The organism is Rubricoccus marinus (assembly GCF_002257665.1).
GTDB lineage: Bacteria > Bacteroidota > Rhodothermia > Rhodothermales > Rubricoccaceae > Rubricoccus > Rubricoccus marinus.
The window spans coordinates 1,471,394-1,489,730 of the sequence record NZ_MQWB01000001.1; the positions used below are offsets into that span (position 1 = coordinate 1,471,394).

Consider the following 18,337-nt stretch of genomic DNA (forward strand, 5'->3'; position numbering starts at 1 on the left):
CGCGTGGCGCGCCCCGCGTAGGGGGCACAAACTGCCCCGGACCCATGCCGCTCAGCCTCCTCACGCTTGTCCGCAACCGGACGGCCTACCTCGCCAGCCTGCTCGACTCACTCGCGCACGCGCCCGATCCCCCCGCCGAGGTCGTCGTGGCCGTATGCGGAGGGGAGGACCCCACACCGCACCTTCCTGAGACGCCGTTCCCCGTCCGCCTGCTGGACATCGGCAGCGACGGCGACCGCATCCCGTACAGCCACGCGCGGAACGCCTGCGCCCGCGCCGCCACGTCCGACCACATCCTCTTCCTCGACGCCGACTGCCTGCCGGCCCCCGGCACACTCTCCGCGCTGGACGACACGCTGCGCGCCGTCGACGCCCTCGCCATCGCCGAAGTCCGCTACCTCCCGCCTGGAGAGCACGACCTTCGGGACGTAGATGCGCTCTACGCTGAAAGCCGGCCTCACCCCGCCCGGCCTGTCCCACCGGAGAGCCTTTGGCGCTTGAGCGACGCGCACGAACTCGCCTGGGGCCTGTGCATGGCGTTCCGACGCGAGACGTTTACCCGGCTCGGCGGCTTTGACGAGGGCTACGGCGGCTACGCCGGCGAGGACACGGACCTAGCCGTCGCCGCACGAGAGGCAGGCGTGCCTCTCGCGGTCGTCGGCGGCGCCACGGTGTTCCACCGGCACCATGACGTGTTCGAGCCTCCCGTGCAGCAAGTTGAGGCCACGCTCGCCAACGCGCAGCGCTTCCGCGACAAGTGGGGACGCTGGCCCATGGAGGGATGGCTCCAGGGCTACGTCGACCTCGGCCTTGTCGAGTGGTCGCCAGAGGCCGAGCGCGCCACGCTCGTGCGCCAGCCCACCGAAGAAGAGATCGAGGCCGCGAGGTTCACGCTGGCGCGGCCATTTAGGGACGCTCAAACGGCGTAGCGCACGGCGAGATCGTCTAAAAGCTGGGCCGCGCGAGCGGGCGCGTCGGGATCGGCCAGCGCACGCAATGGGGCGGGGTCACGCCGGGAGGCGCGGTCTAGGATGTCCGCCCAGGCCTCTGGCGCCGGCCAGCGCTCCAGGGCCGTCGCGGCGCCTGCCCGTGCGAGAGCTTCCGCCTTGCGGACTTGCTCCTGAAATGGCCGAGCCTCGGGGATCACGACGAGCGGACGCCCGGCCGCCGCCGCCTCCATCGTGGCGTTGTGCCCGCCAGAGGCCACTACGACCTCCGAGCTCGCCAGAAGCGGGAACGGGTCGTCAATCCAGCCGGGCGTGCGGAGCGATGCGGGGGTGTCGGTGCTGGCGTCGCCGCCCACCCACGTCCATGTCCAGCCCGGTGTGGCGCGCGCCGCGTCGGCGACATCCTGGGAGGTCCATGCCGGGCTGGACTCCGGGCCTCCGCTCCCGCCTCCGCCCACCAGGCAGACGGTGCGCGGGCAGAACGTCTGAGGACGCGCGCGCCCCGCAAAGCGGCTGAGACCGCCGGCGTAGACCGTCGCGCGCCGGACGGTCTCTGGCGTGCCGGGGGACTCCAACGCCTCCGGGAACGGCGCGAGGCAGGCGACGGCCGCTTCGTACGCCGCCTGGTGCGGCGCGTCCGTCCGCTCTCCATGCTGCCGCACCACGACGACGGGCAGGGACAGCAGCCGAGCGAAAACGGCCACCTCAACCGATACGTCCACCACCATCAGCGCGGGGCCTCTGGCGGCCCACGCCGCGATGGCCGCCATCCGCTCGCAAACTCCTGGGTGCGCCAGAGGCGCGTAATGGAGGCCGCCCGGAGGGGGCTCTTCACCGCCAGGGCGAGGGAGGTCAGGGGGGAGCACGCAAACCCCGACGTTGGGCGGGAGGGCGTCGGTAGGAACCGGCGCCGAGGTGAACAACGTGGCCGCGGCGCGGACCCGGGCGAGGATGGCGAGCGCACGCGCGACGTGCCCCCGTCCGTGGTGGTGCGCGTAGTAGCCGATCCGCGCGGGCTCAGTCAAGGCGTCCAAGTGCGCGGTGGTACACGGCCTCGATGCCGTCCAACATGCCGTCCACCGAAGCGATCTGCTCGGCGCGAGCCCGGGCGTCTTCGCGCGAGAGGCCAACCGCTTCAAGCGCCGCAGCGGCCAGGGAGTCGATGCAGTCCGGCGCGGCGATCCGGCCGCTGCGGTCGCACAGCAGGGAGCGCATGGCGCCGCGGTCGAACGCCGCAACGGGTGTTCCGCACGCGAGCGCTTCCACGGTCGTGAGCCCGAACGGCTCTTCCCACCGTGGCGTGCTCAGCGCCACCCCGCACTCGCCGATGAGGCCCCCGAGCTCTCGCTGCGTGAGGTGGCCTGCAAACTCGACGTGGACGCCAAGACGAGGGCGGATCTCGGCCTCGAAGTAGTCCGGGTCCGAGGCCGGACCGGCGAGAACCACCTTGAATCCCGCCCGCCGCGCGGCGTCGATGGCGTAGTGCGGGCCTTTCTCTGGGACCAAACGGCCGGTCCACACCGCGTGCTCGCAAGAGGCCGTCGACGAGAGCGGCCAATCCGAAAGGTCGATCCCGTTGGGCACGACGCCGACGCCGGAGAGCGAGGCAGACCACGCGCGCTGGTTGGAGCCCGAGACGGTCAGGAACTCCGGTCGCTCGTGAGGAGGCAAGCAGAGCGCTGCGCTTTCCTGCCACGGCGTCGGCGGCGCGTGGAACGTCGTGACGTGGCCCGCTCGGATGGCCGGCGCCATCGTGATGGGGAGGTAGTGAAAGCTATGGTTGTGGATGATGTCGAAGCTGTCCGCGCTGGCGAGGTCCGTCAGGAGAGACAGGTACGCGTGGTGCTCCTGCATAAACGGGCCCGCAAGCATGGAGATGTCGCGCTTGGCGGCTTCCGAGAACGCGAGGCCGCTGGCGGGGCCGAGCGACTGGACCGGTACCCCCGGGCCTACGTCCGATCCCTCGGCGGCGAAAAGCGTGACGGCGTGGCCCCGGCGGGCGAGGCCGCGAGCCAGCGTGGCGACGTGGGAGGCGAGGCCCCCGTTGAACGGCTCGCAGATCGGGTACCGGGCCGTAGCGAGAAGGCCGATGCGAAGAGGTCCGGTCATATCGGCAAGTCGTATCCAAGGAGGCGGTAGTCCGCGTCGTACGCCTCGGCGATGGTCCAGCGCGCCAGAGGCGAAAGCGCCTGGGCGTCGTCGGCGGAGGAGCCATGCGTGCCGTTCAGGTGGAACAGCGAGCGGCCTCGGACGCGGCGCCGAACCCGCTCGTAGTCGTCGTGGAGGCTTTCGTAGCGGATCAGATGATCCACCGCCAGGTCTCCGCCGCTGGCGCACACGAACTCATGCTGCGGCCGGAAGTGGAGATGCGAAAGCGACGCTTTCAGCCCCTCGGGATCGAGCACGAACGCTTCGAGATTCTCATACCCATCGACGGTCTCGGCGGCCTCTCGCGCGTCGGCCGGGTTGATTCCCCCGCGTTTGAGATAGCGGTAAGCAGAGGCGACGCGTTCGGCAGGATCGCGGACGGAAGCGAACGTGAACATCTCCGCCAAGAGCTCTGGGCCAAACTCCTCCTCGTACTCCCGCACCGTCCGGTGTCCACCACCTTCCGAGCCATAGACGGCTCGCGCGATGGCCAGTCCGGCTGTCTTGGGGACGTGGACGAAAACAGTTTTCGTCCTGACCATCGGGCGGACGTCGTAGGTCCAGTTGCCGGGGTCTAACGGCGGGGCGTGCACGTGCATACGGAAGGAGGAGAAGGGCCTCTCCTTCACGCGCAGGCACGCTCTCGGGTCCGGCAAACGCCGGCCCTGACGGACGTTCAGGCCCGCCCCGGTAGGGGACCCGGGGATGCCCCGTGAACGCTCCCTACGGGCCCTTTACGACTGCACGAAACCGAGCCACGACGGCGACGAGGTCGCGCCCGCCACGAGACCGGGGGCCTCTGGCGAGTGGAAATGCGCGAGGTGTCCCTGGATGCGATCACGGAGGCTATCGACGGCCTGGGAGATCAATTCCGTCGGGTAGCCGCGGTCGCCCATCTCGACAACCGTCCCGATGGCGACGGCCTTAGCGAGCGCCCGGCCGAGGTCGACGGTCTTGCGCTGCGAGATGGTGAGGTCCACGTCGAAGTCAAAGAGGTCGCTCATCGCGCCAGAGGCCTTCTGCGTCAGCGGCTCGCGCTCGGCGAGGTAGGTGCTGAGGCGTGAGATCTTGGCCTTGCGCATGCCCTTGAGCACGGCGTCGGCGACCTGCTCGTACAGGATGTCGTTGGAGCCCTCGAAGATCTGGAAGGGGCGGCTGTCCGTGACGGAGCGGCCGGCGAGGTGGTCCTGCCGGTACCCGTTCGCGCCCGAGAGCTGGAGGTAGGACTGCGCCGCGTCGTGCATCGCGTCCGACATCGTGGTCTTGAACGAGTTGGCCGCCAGCGACATGGACGACGAGTCCACTTCGAGCCCCGCGTTCTCAGACGTGTAGAGGCACATCGCGCCGCAGATCGTCGCGTCGGCCTGGAGCTTGGCGAGGCGGGCCTGCACCTGATCGTAGTCCGCCAGTGCCTTTCCGCCTACGAACCGCTCCTCGGCGTGGAGCTGGGCTTCGTCGCGCATGCGGCGGAGAAAGCCCATGGCCATGCCGGGGAACTGGAGGCGGCTGCGGTGCAGGATATCGAGCATCATCTTGATGCCCGTCGAGGTGGGTTGGAGTTGCTGGACGGCCGGGACCGTGAGGTCGAGCTTGTTGCGGCCGTACGGGATCATGTAGAGCCCGAGGTTGGCGAACGTCTCCTCGACGGTGATTCGCTGCCCGGGCTGCGTCACGTCGGCCACGTAGAAACCGATGTCGCGGCCGGGCTCGCCGTTCTTGCCCGTCGGGCGGGCGGTGAGGAGCCAGTAGTCGGCCCAGCCGGTGAGGCCGGCCCAGTGCTTGGTGCCCTGGATGTGCACGCCGCCGTTGCCGTTGGGCGTGGCGGTCGTCTTCATCTTGAGCGCGTCCGAGCCGTAGTCGGGCTCGGTGATCATGAGCCCGCCCATGCTCTTTCCGTCCAGAAAGCGGCGGAAGACCTCCTTTTTGAACGTCTCGTCCGCGTACTTCGCGACGGGCTGCAGGAACAGGCCGCCGTTGATCCCCACCATCAGGCAGAGCGGGAGGGACTCGTAGCCTGTGGCCTCCAGAACCGCCAAGCCCTCCTTGATGTGCGCGCCGCGCCCGCCGTACTCCGCGGGGATGTAGGCCGCTAGAGGATCGTCCGCGAGCGCGTGGAGATCGGCCAGCGCACGCGAGCCGCGAATCTCGCGCATCGCGAACGGCGGGAGGCCGCGCTGAAGCGCGAGGGTGTCGAGGTCCAAGCGCGAGTCGAAAAGGTTGCGCAAGCGGCCGCGGTACTCGTCCAGGTAGCCGCTCAGCCCCACAGAGGCCTCATCGATGGTGGCGCGGACGCCGCCTTTGGCTTCGTCCCAGCGCTCGCTCCATTTCCCCGTCGTCTCATCCCAGCGCAAGCGGGCACGGTCGGCGGCGTCCTGGGCCGCAGGGCGGACCACCTCCGAGAGGTAGTCGGTGACGGACTTCGGGTTGGAGCGAGAAGGCATGTCCATAATGTAGGGATAGAGCCGGCGACCTTCGCATGCGACCTCCGTCGTCACAGGCGCCGTCGGAAGTGGGGATGCTAACGCTGTGACGCACGGCGCGGGTCAGGGTTCGCCTGTTACGGGATCGGTTCGCCAGAGGCCTCTGGCGGCGGTACTCTGCGCCATGGACCGCCTGCCTTCCCTCCGCCTGCTCGGCGCCTCTGGCGCGAGGCCCGACGTGCTCTCGCCCGGCGAGCGGGAGCGGCTGGAGGAGTTCGTGCACCCCGACCGGCGGATCGGCTTCGTGCTCGGCCGTACGGCGGCGCGCACGTTGATCGGTGAGGCGCTGGGGGTAGCGCCAGAGGCCGCGCCGCTGGCGGTCGCCGCGTCGGGCGCTCCAGTGGTAGTGGGCGCACCGCTGTACGTCTCCATCGGCCACGCGGGACGTGGCGAGGCCATCGGCGGGGCGGTGCTCGCGGAGACGCCGGTCGGGTTCGACCTCGAACGCATTCTGCCGCGTCACCCGGGCCTCTGGCGACGGATGCTGGCGCCGGAGGAGCACGCGCTTTTGGACGCCCTGGGCGGGCCAACGGACGAGGCGCAAACGCTGCTGTGGTCGTTGAAGGAAGCGGTCCTCAAAGGCTGCCAGACGGGGCTGCGCGCGGGGATGCGCTCGGTGACGCTCTCGGAGCACGACGCGTCGCGCCAGCGGCTCGTCGCGCGCGACGGGGGCGGGGGCCTCTGGCGCCTGCGCTACGAGCGGCGCGGAGACGTGTGGGTGTCGCTTGCTCTCGCGGGGTAGTGACATCTGCGCGGGCGGCGTTCTGTGCTGGAGGACTGCGCGTGGATTCCAGACGACTCCCGCGCGCCCGGACCGCTGGCTCGCCAGAGGCGTTCTAGCTTGCAAAGCGCTTCCAGATCTCCCATGCCTGACTCTCCCGTCCGCTTCGTCACCGCCGCCAGCCTGTTCGACGGGCACGACGCCGCCATCAACATCATGCGGCGCATCTTGCAGGCCAAGGGCGCCGAGGTGATCCACCTCGGCCACGACCGGTCCGTGGTGGACATCGTCGACACGGCCATCCAAGAGGATGCGCAGGGCATCGCGATCTCGTCGTATCAGGGCGGCCACGTCGAGTTCTTCAAGTACATGGTGGACCTGCTCAAGGAGCGCGGCGCAGGTCACATCCAGGTCTTCGGTGGCGGTGGCGGGACGATCGTTCCCGACGAGATCCGCGAGTTGGAGGCGCACGGTGTGGCGAAGATCTACGCGCCAGAGGACGGCATGCGCATGGGCCTGGAGGGCATGATCGAGCACATGATCGGGGTCGCCGACGCCGAGGGGCGCCGGCGGGGGGCCGGGGAATCGGGACTGGGGACTGGGGGGGAGGACCCCTCTGGCGCCAGAGGCGAGACGGACGTTGCGGTGGCCTCTGGCGCGGGCGTGCAGACCGTCGCGCGCGCGCTGACGGCCGTTGAGGCGAGCAATGTGGCCTCTGGCGATGGTGCGGCGCCAGAGGCGCGGCTTGCAGTCCCCGGTCCCCAGTCCCCAGCCCCCGTGGTCGGCATCACTGGCACGGGCGGCGCGGGCAAGTCCACCCTCACCGACGAACTGGTGCGGCGCTTCCTGAGCGACTTCCCCGAGTTGAAGCTGGCGGTCCTCTCCGTCGACCCGACGCGCAAGCGGACGGGCGGCGCGCTCCTCGGCGACCGCATCCGCATGAACTCGCTCTATGGCGAGCACGCCGACCGCGTGTACATGCGCTCGTTCGCGACGCGCCAGGCGCACAAGGCCACGAGTGCCGCGCTCCGTGAGGCCGTCGGCGTGTGCCGCGCGGCGGGCTACGACCTCGTCATCATCGAGACGGCAGGCATCGGCCAGAGCGATACCGAGGTGACGGACCTGGTCGACGTGAGCCTCTACGTCATGACCAGCGACTTCGGTGCGCCGACGCAGTTGGAAAAGATCGGGATGCTGGATTCGGCCGACTTGGTCGCCCTCAACAAGTTCGAGAAGCGCGGCGCCGAGGACGCCCTGCGCGACATCCGCAAGCAGGTGCAGCGCAACCGCGGCGCCTTCTCCGTCTCGCCAGAGGCCATGCCCGTCTACCCGACGATGGCGGCCCGCTTCGACGACCCCGGCGTCTCGCGCCTCTACCTCGGGCTTCTGGCGCAGATGCAGGAGCACGGCTGGACGCACGCCAGCAACCTGTTCGACGCCGAGACGCTTCCCGAGGTCGATCCCGCGGGGCTCTCCATCGTGCCGCCGTCGCGCCAGCGCTACCTGGCGGAGATCGCGGACACGTGCCGCGACTACAAGACGTGGGCAGAGGCACAGGCCGAGATCGCGAAAAAGTGGGGCGAGGCCTCTGGCGCCCGTGCCCAGGTCGAGGACTGGGCGCCAGAGGACAAAGAGCAGCTGGCCGAGCGCCTGGACCAGATGGCGGCGCACTGGTGGGACAAACTGGACCCACGCTCCCGCGCCATCCTCGACAACTGGGACGCCCTCGCGCACCAGTACACGCAGGACGAGTACGTCTACACCGTCCGCGGCAAGGACATCCGGCAGCCGCTCTACCGCGAGACCCTGAGCGGCCTCAAGGTCCCCCGCGTGGCGCTGCCCAAGACCGAGGCGCCGGGCGAGCGCCTGCGGTTCGCTCTCCTGGATAACCTGCCCGGCTTCTTTCCCTTCACGGCAGGCGTCTTCCCGCTCAAGCGCGAGGGCGAGGACCCGACGCGCATGTTCGCCGGCGAAGGCACGCCCGAGCGGACCAACCGCCGGTTCCACCTCGTCAGCACCGGCCTTCCCGCAAAGCGCCTCTCGACCGCGTTCGACAGCGTCACGCTCTACGGCCGCGACCCCGATCCGCGCCTCGACATCTACGGCAAGGTCGGCACCTCTGGCGTGAGCATCTGCACGCTGGACGACATGAAGAAGCTCTATTCGGGCTTCGACCTCGCCGCGCCGACGACGAGCGTGAGCATGACGATAAACGGCCCCGCGCCGACGATCCTCGCGATGTTTCTCAACACCGCGGTCGACCAGCAGGTGGAGGCGTACCTCAAAGCTGAAGGCCTATGGCGAGATGCTGACGCCGAGATTCAGAAGCGTCTGGGCGACGATCGGCCGCAGTACGTCCCGTACGGCCCCAACGGACTGGCCGACGGTCTGCCCGAAGGCCACGACGGGTCCGGGCTCGGACTCCTGGGCACGTCGGGCGCCCAACTCGTCGAGTGGGGCGTGCTGGACGCCGACACCTACGCGCGCATCAAGGCCGAAACGCTGACGAAGGTGCGCGGGACGGTCCAGGCCGACATCCTCAAAGAGGACCAGGCGCAAAACACCTGCATCTTCTCGACCGAGTTCTCGCTCAAGCTCATGGGCGACGTGCAGCAGTCGTTTATCGACTGGGGCGTGCGCAACTTCTACTCGGTCAGCATCTCGGGCTACCACATCGCCGAGGCGGGCGCCAACCCCATCTCGCAGCTCGCGTTCACGCTCGCCAACGGTTTCACGTACGTCGAGGCCTACCGCGCCAGAGGCATGGACGTGGACGCCTTCGCGCCCAACCTCTCGTTCTTCTTCTCGAACGGGATGGACGCCGAGTACACCGTCATCGGGCGCGTCGCGCGGCGCATCTGGAGCGTCGCCATGCGCGACCTCTACGGCGCGAGCGACCGGTCCCAGAAGCTCAAGTACCACATCCAGACGAGTGGCCGGAGCTTGCACGCGCAGGAGATCCAGTTCAACGACATCCGGACGACGCTCCAGGCGCTGCTCGCGATCTACGACAACACCAACTCGCTCCACACCAACGCCTACGACGAGGCGATCACGACCCCGACCGAGGAGAGCGTGCGCCGCGCGATGGCGATCCAGCTCATCATCAACCGCGAACTCGGCCTCGCCAAAAACGAGAACCCGCTCCAGGGCGCGTTCATCGTGGACGAGCTGACCGATCTGGTCGAAGAGGCCGTGCTCCGCGAGTTCGAGCGCATCTCCGACCGCGGCGGCGTCCTCGGCGCGATGGAGACGATGTACCAGCGCGGCAAAATCCAGGAGGAGTCGATGCTGTACGAGCACCGCAAGCACAGCGGTGAGCTTCCCGTCATCGGCGTCAACACGTTTCTCGCGCCAGAGGCCTCTGGCGACGGCGACGCAGGCGTCGAACTCATGCGCGGGACCGATGCGGAGAAGCAGCACCAGCTCGCCAACCTCGGTGCCTTCCACGCGCGCAACGCCGACGCGGCCCCCCAGGCTCTCGCCGCCCTCCAGGCCGCGGCCCGCCAGAGGCAGAACGTCTTCCCGGAGCTGATGGAGGCCGTCCGCGTCTGCTCGCTGGGGCAGATCACGAGCGCGCTCTTCGAGGTCGGCGGGCAGTACCGGCGCAACATGTAGAGCATCGCGCCAGAGGCCGTGCCGCGAACCACCGGCCTCTGGCGCAGCGGCCTCGCCTTTGGCGCGGTGCCGCCAGAGGTGGCCGTATGTCTCACGTATGGGAGCTGGGCCCAAAACGGGACGGTGCCACGCCAGAGGCCTGGTGGTGGAACGCTCGCGTGACATCCGTGGCGGTTGAATGGGTTGGGCGCGGAGGGGGCGGGGTGTTGTCAAGGGGAGACCGCAGTTGCCTGTTTTCCCTCTCTGCCCACCACATCCGATGCCGTCTGGCGCTCCCAAATCCCCCGCATACGTCGAGGCCATGATCCGCGAAGCGGTGGCCCATGTCGAGGCGTGCATCAAGCGGCCGCTTGAAGACCTCGGGTTCTCGGGCCCGCACTCCCGGCTGGACCTCTCCGACGGTCAGCACGACTTCCTGGCGGGGTACATCTGGGGCGGCCTGCAGCGGCTGCTCGAAATGGGAGAGCTGACCGACGAGTCCTCTGTCGAGCGCGCGGCCAACCGCCTGTATGCGCGGCTGCTCGGCCCGTTCGATACCGAGGACTGCCGTCCGTGGCACGTGTGGATCGTCCGCGAGGGACTCAAAGAGATGCAGCGTCCGCACGCGCTCTTGGGCTACTGCGCAGGCCGTGGCGACGTCCTCGAACGGATGCGCGCCCGCGACTTCCGCGCGGCGCTCGGCCCCGCGCTCGCCAACCTCACCGGCCCGGACTCCGGCGAGTCGGACGTGATGCCAAACTGGGACAACCTCCAATAGCACCCGCGGGTGCCCCCGATCTCCAGGCGAAGGAGAGAGGCGGCGCGGGCCTGTCTGCGGCATCGCTGCAGTGGGCTCGCGCCGCTCTTGTTTGTGCCCGCTCGCCGGCGCGCGCCTCCTGCGCCAGAGGCGGGAACGGACCGGCAGCGCTCGCCGTGAACCGCCCATGACGCGCGCGCTCCCGACGCCTCTGGCGGAGACCCTACGCAGGACCGGCACCGTTCTGCTCGACGGGCCTCTGGCGGATGCCGACACCGGCCGTGCGGGCGCGTGGCTGTTCGCGGACCCGCACAAAGTGCTCCGCGCGGATACCCTTGCCGACGTGAAGCCGGTGCTCGCGCAGGTCGATAACGCGCTCGCCGGAGGCCACCACGTCGCAGGCTGGCTGGCGTATGAAGCCGGGTACGCGTTCGAGTCGGAGCGCTTCTCCGGCGCGGACTACCATGCGCCTCTGGCGTGGTTCGGCGTGTACGACGCGCCGACCGAGGTCGCGCCGGACGATTTGGACCGCGCGCTGGGCACCAGAGGCAAGGTGGCCAACCTGACGGCGGGGCTCCGCGAGGCGACATACGCCGAGCGCATCGGCCGCGTGCGGCAGCACATCCGCGACGGCGACGTGTACCAGATCAACCTCACGTGGCCTCTGGCGTTCGAGGCCGAGGGGGACCCGCTCGGCCTCTACGGCGCGCTCCGCGCCGCGCAGCCGACGGCCTACGGTGCCCTCGTCCGCTCGGGAGATCTCGACGTGCTCTCACTCTCGCCCGAGCTGTTCTTCCGCATCCAGGCCTCTGGCGGCGGGCGGACGATCACCGCGCGCCCCATGAAAGGCACCGCCGCTCGTGGCGCCACGCCAGAGGCCGACGACGCGCTCGCTGCGGGCCTGACGGCCGACGAAAAAAACCGCGCCGAGAACCTCATGATCGTCGACCTCCTGCGCAACGACCTGGGCCGGGTTGCGGCTCCTGGCAGTGTGCGCGTTCCGCGTCTGTTCCACGCCGAGCGCTACCCCACCGTGACCCAGATGACCTCGACGGTCCAGGCCGACCTCGCGCCAGAGGCGGCGCTCTCGGACGTGTTCCGCGCGCTGTTCCCCTGCGGCTCCGTCACCGGCGCGCCCAAACTCCGCGCGATGGAGATCATCCGCGACCTCGAAGACACGCCGCGCGGCGTGTACTGCGGCGCCATCGGGTACGCCGCCCCGGCCTCTGGCGGTGGCCTGGGCTGGGCCGCCTTCAACGTGCCCATCCGCACGGCCACGTTCCGGGGCGCCCGCGGCGAATACCGGGTGGGCTCCGGCGTCGTGTGGGATTCCGACGCCGCGAGCGAGTGGGCCGAGTGCTGGCTTAAAGCGCGCCCGCTCACCGATCTCGCCTCTGGCGCGAACGCCCCGTGATCCCGTCGCCAGAAGCACCATCCCCACGCGTTCCCCCTGGCACGGCCCTGCTGGAAACGATGAGCGCCGAGAGGGGAGAAGTGACCCTGCTGGACCTCCACCTCGCAAGGCTTGCCCGCTCGGCTGGAGAGCTGGGCTTCGCGCTCGACCTCGCGCCCGTGACCGAAAGCGTCCGACGCACCGCTGCCTTTGGAGAGCCCGCCCGGCTCCGGCTCTGCCTCTGGCGCGATGGCACGCACGAGGTCGCGGCCTCACCGTTGCCGCCAGAGGTCTGGACAACGGTTGCCGTGTACCCCGAGCCCATCGCCGAGGCTGGGACGTGGCGCTGCACGTCGAAAACGACCGCCCGCGCGCACTACGACCGTGCCCTCGCGTGGGCCTCTGGCGTGGGCGTGGACGAACCCATTTTGATCAACGCGAGAGGCGAGGTCATGGAGGGCGCGCGCTCCAACGTGTTCGTCCGCCGTGGCGACGCGCTCCTCACGCCGCCGCTCTCGTCGGGAGGGCTGGGAGGCGTAATGCGCCAGAGGCTGATCGCAGACGGCGCGGGTGAGGCGCCTCTGGCGCCAGAGGACCTGCATACGGCCGATGCTATCCTGCTCACCAACGCGGTTCGAGGCGTGATGCCTGTGAACCTTCTTGCTCGCGACCCGTGAGCGCATCTCCCACTACTCCTCTGAATCACTGACATGGCTGGAATCCTCGACCTCCTCGCCGCCAACCTCGGCGGCCAGAACATGGGCCAGTTGGCCAACGCCATCGGCGCGGACCAGAACAAAACGCAGACGGCCGTAGCCGCCGCGCTTCCCGCGATCCTCGCGGCGATGAACCGCAACACCAACAACACGCAGGGCGCGCAGAGCCTCGCAAACGCGCTCCAGCGCGACCACGACGGCTCGTTGCTCGACAACCTCGGAGGCTTCCTCTCCGGCGCGATGGGCGGCTCCAAGGCCACCGACGGCGCGGGCATCCTCGGCCACATCCTCGGTGGACAGGCGAACACCGTAGAGCAGGGCGTCGCCCAAGCCTCTGGACTGGACAAGGGGCAGGTCGCGAAACTGCTCATGACGCTCGCGCCTATCGTGATGGCAGCGCTCGCCAAGCGCCAGCGGCAGTCCAACCTGGACTCGACCGGTCTTTCGGGCATCCTCGGTGCCGAGAGCCAGCGCGCCCGCCAGGCTGCACCCGAGGGCATCCTGGGCCACCTCTCCGGTTTCCTCGACCAGGACGGCGACGGCAGCATCCAGGACGACCTGATCGCGCAGGCGGGACGCGCCGCGCTCGGCAAGCTGTTCGGCCGCTAGCGAGCGGCGGGCCTCTGGCGTCGGCACATCGTTGCTCCCGCCAGAGGCCCGCGCCGCCTTTTTCGCCTCGCTCTACACTACTGGCCCATGGACACCGCCCCTTTCCGCATCGCCCCCGGCGAGACCGTCGACCTCGCCGCGCGCCCCACCGACGTTAGCCAGGGGCTCGACGACGACGCGCTTGAGGCGATCCTCGCCAGCAACGCCGAGGCGTTGGAGGAACTGCAGGAGCGGCTCTACGCCGAGAGCAAGCAGTCGCTTCTCGTGGTGTTCCAGGCCATGGACGCCGGCGGGAAGGACTCCACCACGCGCCACGTCTTCGGCCCCATCAACCCGCAGGGCGTGCGCGTGTGGAGCTTTAAAAAGCCCACGCCCATAGAGCTCTCCCACGACTTCCTCTGGCGCGTCCACAAGCATGCGCCGGGAGCGGGCTACATCGGCGTGTTCAACCGGAGCCACTACGAGGACGTGCTGATCGTCAAGGTCCACGGCTGGGCCTCTGGCGAGACCATCGAGGCGCGCTACGACCACATCGTCAACTTCGAGAGGCTGCTTGCCTCTGGCGGTACGAAGGTGGTCAAGATCATGCTCCACATCTCGAAGGACTACCAGAAGGAGCGGCTCGTGCGCCGCCTGGAGCGCGAGGACAAGCACTGGAAGTTCAACCCCGAGGATCTCAAGGAACGCGCCCTGTGGGGCGACTACATGGCCGCCTTCGAGACGGCCCTTGCGCGGACCTCCACGCCAGAGGCTCCGTGGTACGTGGTCCCGGCGGAAAACCGCGACTTCCGCAACGCGATCGTGAGCCAGATCGTCCGCGAGGCGCTGGAGGAGATGGACCCGCAGTTCCCGGCCCCCACGTTCGACCCCGAGGCGTTCCCGCCAGAGGCCATCGTGTAGCACTTCCGTGCTACCGCTCGGCTCCCGTAGCAGGAGCCCGGTGGGTGAAAGGGCATCCCTGCGGCGCGTTTCCAGGAACGGTGCGGCGGAACTGTGGCCGTGCTCCCGGGCGTTTACCGGCCCTCTGCGCCGGCACCCCTTCCAGAGGATTCCGGCGGCATGCGCCAAGCCCCTGGCGCCAGAGGCCCCACCGCACCCCGCCCCCATGGAACTCGTCCCGACGCCCCCAGACACCGACCACGCCACCATCGACGCCGCGCTGGGCGATCTCGTGGCGCACCGGACCGAGTGGGCACGCCTGCCTCTGGCGAGCAAGATCGACCTCCTCGACCGTCTCCGTGCACGCATCGACCGCGTAGCGGGGCAGTGGGTAACGGCGGCCTCTCGCGCAAAGGGTTTGCCCATCGGGTCGTCCTTGCGTGGCGAGGAGTGGGTAAGCGGGCCGTGGGCGCTCGTCTCCTACATCGCGCCGCTCAAGGCGACGTTGGAGCACGTCCGCTCCGGCACGCTGGCGGAGATGGTGGAGGGGAAAACGCGCCAGAGGCCCGACGGGCAGACCGTCGTGCGCGTCGTCCCGGACGGCATCTACGACCACCTGCTCTTCAGCGGGACCGAGGTGGATGTGTGGATGGAACCAGGCGTCACGCCCGAGGACGTGCCGGGCACGATGGCGACGTTTTACCAGGAGGAAGACCCCTCTGGCGCCGTCGCGCTCGTGCTCGGTGCGGGCAACATCGCGTCTATCCCGCCGCTGGACGTGCTCTACAAGCTGTACGCCGAAGGGCAGGTGTGCCTGCTCAAGATGAACCCGGTCAACAGCTACCTCGGCCCCATCTTCGAGGACATCTTCGCCGAGTTCGTGGACGCGGGCTACGTCCGCTTCGCCTACGGCGGGGCCGATGTTGGCGCGTACCTCACTGGCCACGACGCGGTGGAGGAGATCCACATGACCGGCAGCGCGCAGACGCACGACGCCATCGTGTATGGAACGGGGGAGGAGGGCGCGGCCCGCAAGAGGCGCGATGAGCCCATCAACCACAAGCGGATGACGAGTGAGTTGGGCGGCGTCTCGCCGGTGATCGTCGTGCCGGGGCATTGGAGCGAGCCGGACCTGGACTTCCAGGCCGAGCACGTGGCGACGCAGAAGATGCACAACGGGGGGTTCAACTGCATCGCGAGCCAGGTCATGATCCTGCCCGAGGCGTGGCCGCAGCGCAGCGCCTTCCTCTCGTCCGTACGTCGCGTGCTCGGTGATCTGCCCGACCGCCCGGCGTACTACCCCGGGGCCGAAGGCCGGCTGGAGGACATCGTCGAGGCCTACCCCGGTACGGCCGAGCGCCTCGGGGCCTCTGGCGAGCGCGCCTTTATCGCCGACGTCCCGCACGACGACGAGTACGCATTCCAGCAGGAAGTCTTCGCCGGCGCCCTCGCCGTCACGTCGCTGCCCGGCGGCGAGGACGCCGGGGACTGGCTGGACCGCGCGGTCGACTTTTGCAACGACGAGGTCGTCGGCACGCTCGGCGTGTCGATCCTCATCCACCCGCGCACGCTGAGCGAACTGGGTGACCGGTTCTGGGATGCCATCGCGCGGCTCCGCTACGGCACGGTGGGCGTCAACGCGTGGAGCGGCGTCGGCTTCCTCATGGCGCAGGGCACCTGGGGCGCGTTTCCGGGACACACGCGCGACGACATCCAGAGCGGCGTGGGCGTGGTGCACAACTCCTACCTCTTCTCGCGCCCGCAGAAAACCGTCCTGAAAGGCACCTTCGCGCCATTCCCGCGCTCCGTCCTCCTGGGCGAGACCCACACGGCGCCCAAGCCGCTGTGGTTCGTCACCAACGAGACCGCCGAGACCACCGCGCGCCGCCTCACGCACTTTACGGCGAGTCCCAGCCCTCTCAAGCTGCCGGGCATCTTCGCCTCCGCGCTGCGCGGGTAGCCCGCCAGAGGCCTCTGGCGCGACGCCGGAGGTCGGACGGCCGAGCCCGGCTCTGTTTCTCTTTACCCCTCCCGCGATGTATTCCGGCGCCCCGATCTCCGTCCCCGACGCACTCCTCCACGCCTTTGTCCTGGAAGACGCGGCCTCTCGCGGGGACAAGCCCGCGCTCATCGACGGCGCCAGCGGCCGGACGGTGACGTACGCCGACCTCGCCTCTGGCGTGGAGCGCGTGGCGGCCGGGCTCGCCGCCAGAGGCTTCGGGCCGGGCGACGTGTTCGGCATCCTGAGTCCGAACCTGCCGGAGTACCCCATCGCGTTCCACGGCGTGCTCCGCGCGGGCGGCACCGCGACGACGATGAACCCGCTCTCGTCCGCCGACGAACTCGCGCACCAGCTCGCGGACTCGGGCGCGCGCTTTCTGCTCACAGTCCCGCCGTTCCTGGAGACGGCGCGAGAGGCCGCCGACCGCGCAGGCGTGGAGGAGGTGTTCGTGTTCGGCGAGGCCTCTGGCGCGACGCCGTTTGCGGAACTGATGGGGGAGACGAGCGGGGCGCCGGACCTGTCGGGCTTGGACCCGCGCGAGGCGCTCGCGGCGCTGCCGTACTCGTCGGGCACGACGGGGCTTCCAAAGGGCGTGATGCTCTCGCACCGCAACCTCGTCGCCAACGTCGTGCAGTTCGAGGCGGTGGACGACGCGACGCCAGAGGACGTCTTGATCGCGGTCCTGCCGTTTTTCCACATTTACGGCATGACGTTGCTCGTCAACGCCGCGCTGCGAAACGGGCAGACCGTCGTCTCGATGTCGCGGTTCGACCTGGTGGAGTTCTTGCAGCTAATGCAGGATCACAAGGTGACCAAGGCGTTTCTGGTCCCGCCGATTCTCGTCGCGCTGGCCAAGCACCCGCTCGTGGCCGAGTACGACCTGTCCTCGCTCCAGCGCATCGTTTCCGGCGCCGCGCCGCTCGGCGAAGACCTCGCCGGGGCCGTTCACAAGCGGCTGGGCTGCGAGGTCAAGCAGGGCTACGGCATGACCGAGGCCAGCCCCGTGACGCACTTCGTGCCGGCGGACGTGCAGAACTGGACCAAGTACGGCTCGGTCGGGCCGGTCGTGGCCGGCATGGACGCAATGCTGGTTGATGTTGACACGGGCGAGGAAGTGGCCTCTGGCGCCAGAGGCGAGCTCTGGGTGCGCGGGCCGAACGTGATGCGCGGCTACCTCGGCAACGACGAGGCGACGGCGCACACCCTCGACGCCGACGGTTGGCTGCACACCGGCGACGTCGCGGTCGCGGACGCCGATGGCGACTTCACGATCGTGGACCGCGTCAAAGAGCTCATCAAGTACAAGGGCTACCAGGTGCCACCTGCCGAACTGGAGGCGCTCTTGCTGTCGCACGATTCCATTGCGGACGCCGCGGTCATCCCTGTCCCGGACGAAGAGGCGGGCGAGATCCCCAAAGCCTACGTCGTGCTCAAGCCGGACCACAAGATGAGCGAAGCGGACGTGATCGCGTTCACGGCGGACAACATCGCGCCGTACAAAAAGGTGCGCCAGGTGGCCTTTACGGACCAGATCCCGAAGTCGGCTTCGGGCAAGATCCTCCGGCGCCTGCTCGTGGCGCAGGACCGCGGCGCCTAGCCTCTGGCGAAGGCAGGCGTTCGGCCTCTGGCGCAGAACTGTCGCCAGAGGCCAGCAGGAGCGGCGCGCCAGAGGCTTACCCGACAGGCGTGTACTGCTTGATCTCCGGCTTGGCCGCGAGCATACCGCCCGCGCGCTCGAACGCCTTCGCGATGTGGGGCGTGTTCATGTGGGCCTCCAAGGCCGCAGCGTCGCGCCACCGCTCGACCGTGACGAACACGGCGGGATCGTCCGCGCTCTGGGTAAGCGTGTAGCCTTCGCAGCCGTCGTCCTGGCGCGAGGTCTTCGCGAGCGCGCTGAGAACGTCGCGGACCGCATGGGCGTGGTCGGGCTGGGCGGTGATGGTGGCGAGTACGACGAGCATGGCGGGGCGCAAGGCGCGGGGGAAAAGGCGCGTACGGCGCGCCGGCGCCGCGGTGCCCGCCAGAGGCCTGCGCACCCGGGCCCGGCGCGGCCTCTGGCGAGGCTTCGCGGAGGACATCGCGGTAGGG

15 protein-coding genes are annotated in these 18,337 nt (G+C 69.3%); 10 read left to right on the forward strand and 5 right to left on the reverse strand.

The genetic code is table 11. The features are described from left to right. Positions 1 to 44 precede the first annotated feature (44 nt). Complete coding sequence (locus BSZ36_RS06070) at positions 45 to 929, forward strand: glycosyltransferase family 2 protein (protein ID WP_179271053.1); 885 nt, start codon at positions 45 to 47, stop codon at positions 927 to 929. Here BSZ36_RS06070 and BSZ36_RS06075 read toward each other — a convergent pair. The 4 genes from BSZ36_RS06075 to BSZ36_RS06090 form a co-directional block, all read right to left on the reverse strand. Then, positions 917 to 1,972 (reverse strand): glycosyltransferase, encoded by a 1,056-nt coding sequence (locus BSZ36_RS06075; RefSeq protein WP_143536784.1) that lies wholly within the window; start codon positions 1,970 to 1,972, stop codon positions 917 to 919. The two genes, BSZ36_RS06070 and BSZ36_RS06075, sit on opposite strands and share 13 nt — an antisense overlap. Continuing rightward, complete coding sequence (locus tag BSZ36_RS06080) at positions 1,965 to 3,056, reverse strand: glycosyltransferase (RefSeq protein WP_094547008.1); 1,092 nt, start codon at positions 3,054 to 3,056, stop codon at positions 1,965 to 1,967. The genes BSZ36_RS06075 and BSZ36_RS06080 overlap by 8 nt, the downstream gene beginning before the upstream one ends. Next, entirely contained in the window at positions 3,053 to 3,694 is a 642-nt protein-coding gene (locus BSZ36_RS06085; protein WP_094547010.1) for a sulfotransferase family 2 domain-containing protein, read from the reverse strand. Before BSZ36_RS06085 ends, BSZ36_RS06080 begins: the two co-directional genes overlap by 4 nt. A gap of 135 nt (positions 3,695 to 3,829) precedes the next feature. Then, on the reverse strand, positions 3,830 to 5,536 hold the full coding sequence (locus tag BSZ36_RS06090) for an acyl-CoA dehydrogenase family protein (RefSeq protein WP_179271054.1): 1,707 nt from the start codon (positions 5,534 to 5,536) through the stop codon (positions 3,830 to 3,832). Positions 5,537 to 5,699: 163 nt separating this feature from the next. Here BSZ36_RS06090 and BSZ36_RS06095 point away from each other — a divergent pair, with 163 nt between their 5' ends. From BSZ36_RS06095 to BSZ36_RS06130, 9 genes are all read left to right on the forward strand, one after another. Continuing rightward, positions 5,700 to 6,317 carry a 4'-phosphopantetheinyl transferase family protein gene (locus BSZ36_RS06095; RefSeq protein ID WP_094547014.1) on the forward strand — a complete coding sequence of 206 codons (618 nt, stop codon included), beginning with the start codon at positions 5,700 to 5,702 and terminating at the stop codon, positions 6,315 to 6,317. 123 nt (positions 6,318 to 6,440) lie between these two features. Continuing rightward, the gene (locus tag BSZ36_RS06100; protein ID WP_094547016.1) at positions 6,441 to 9,914 is read left to right on the forward strand and encodes a methylmalonyl-CoA mutase family protein; all 3,474 of its coding nucleotides are present in this window, start codon (positions 6,441 to 6,443) and stop codon (positions 9,912 to 9,914) included. Between the two features lie 259 nt (positions 9,915 to 10,173). Next, a complete protein-coding gene (locus BSZ36_RS06105; RefSeq protein ID WP_143536785.1) occupies positions 10,174 to 10,671 on the forward strand; it encodes a hypothetical protein in 498 nt (165 codons plus the stop codon). A gap of 166 nt (positions 10,672 to 10,837) precedes the next feature. Continuing rightward, positions 10,838 to 12,064 carry an aminodeoxychorismate synthase component I gene (pabB, locus tag BSZ36_RS06110; RefSeq protein ID WP_218827581.1) on the forward strand — a complete coding sequence of 409 codons (1,227 nt, stop codon included), beginning with the start codon at positions 10,838 to 10,840 and terminating at the stop codon, positions 12,062 to 12,064. Between the two features lie 80 nt (positions 12,065 to 12,144). Further along, entirely contained in the window at positions 12,145 to 12,720 is a 576-nt protein-coding gene (locus BSZ36_RS19675) for an aminotransferase class IV (RefSeq protein WP_218827582.1), read from the forward strand. 33 nt (positions 12,721 to 12,753) lie between these two features. Then, positions 12,754 to 13,368, forward strand: a complete 615-nt coding sequence (locus BSZ36_RS06115; protein WP_094547020.1) for a DUF937 domain-containing protein — start codon at positions 12,754 to 12,756, stop codon at positions 13,366 to 13,368. Between the two features lie 87 nt (positions 13,369 to 13,455). Beyond that, complete coding sequence (locus BSZ36_RS06120) at positions 13,456 to 14,268, forward strand: polyphosphate kinase 2 family protein (RefSeq protein WP_094547022.1); 813 nt, start codon at positions 13,456 to 13,458, stop codon at positions 14,266 to 14,268. Positions 14,269 to 14,473: 205 nt separating this feature from the next. Beyond that, positions 14,474 to 16,207, forward strand: a complete 1,734-nt coding sequence (locus BSZ36_RS06125) for an aldehyde dehydrogenase family protein (protein ID WP_094547024.1) — start codon at positions 14,474 to 14,476, stop codon at positions 16,205 to 16,207. Between the two features lie 76 nt (positions 16,208 to 16,283). Then, the gene (locus BSZ36_RS06130; RefSeq protein ID WP_094547026.1) at positions 16,284 to 17,846 is read left to right on the forward strand and encodes a 4-coumarate--CoA ligase family protein; all 1,563 of its coding nucleotides are present in this window, start codon (positions 16,284 to 16,286) and stop codon (positions 17,844 to 17,846) included. Positions 17,847 to 17,922: 76 nt separating this feature from the next. Here the strand turns inward: BSZ36_RS06130 and BSZ36_RS06135 are convergent, their stop codons facing one another. Further along, positions 17,923 to 18,210: a putative quinol monooxygenase gene (locus BSZ36_RS06135; RefSeq protein ID WP_094547028.1), complete on the reverse strand. Its 288-nt coding sequence runs from the start codon at positions 18,208 to 18,210 to the stop codon at positions 17,923 to 17,925. Positions 18,211 to 18,337 lie beyond the last annotated feature (127 nt).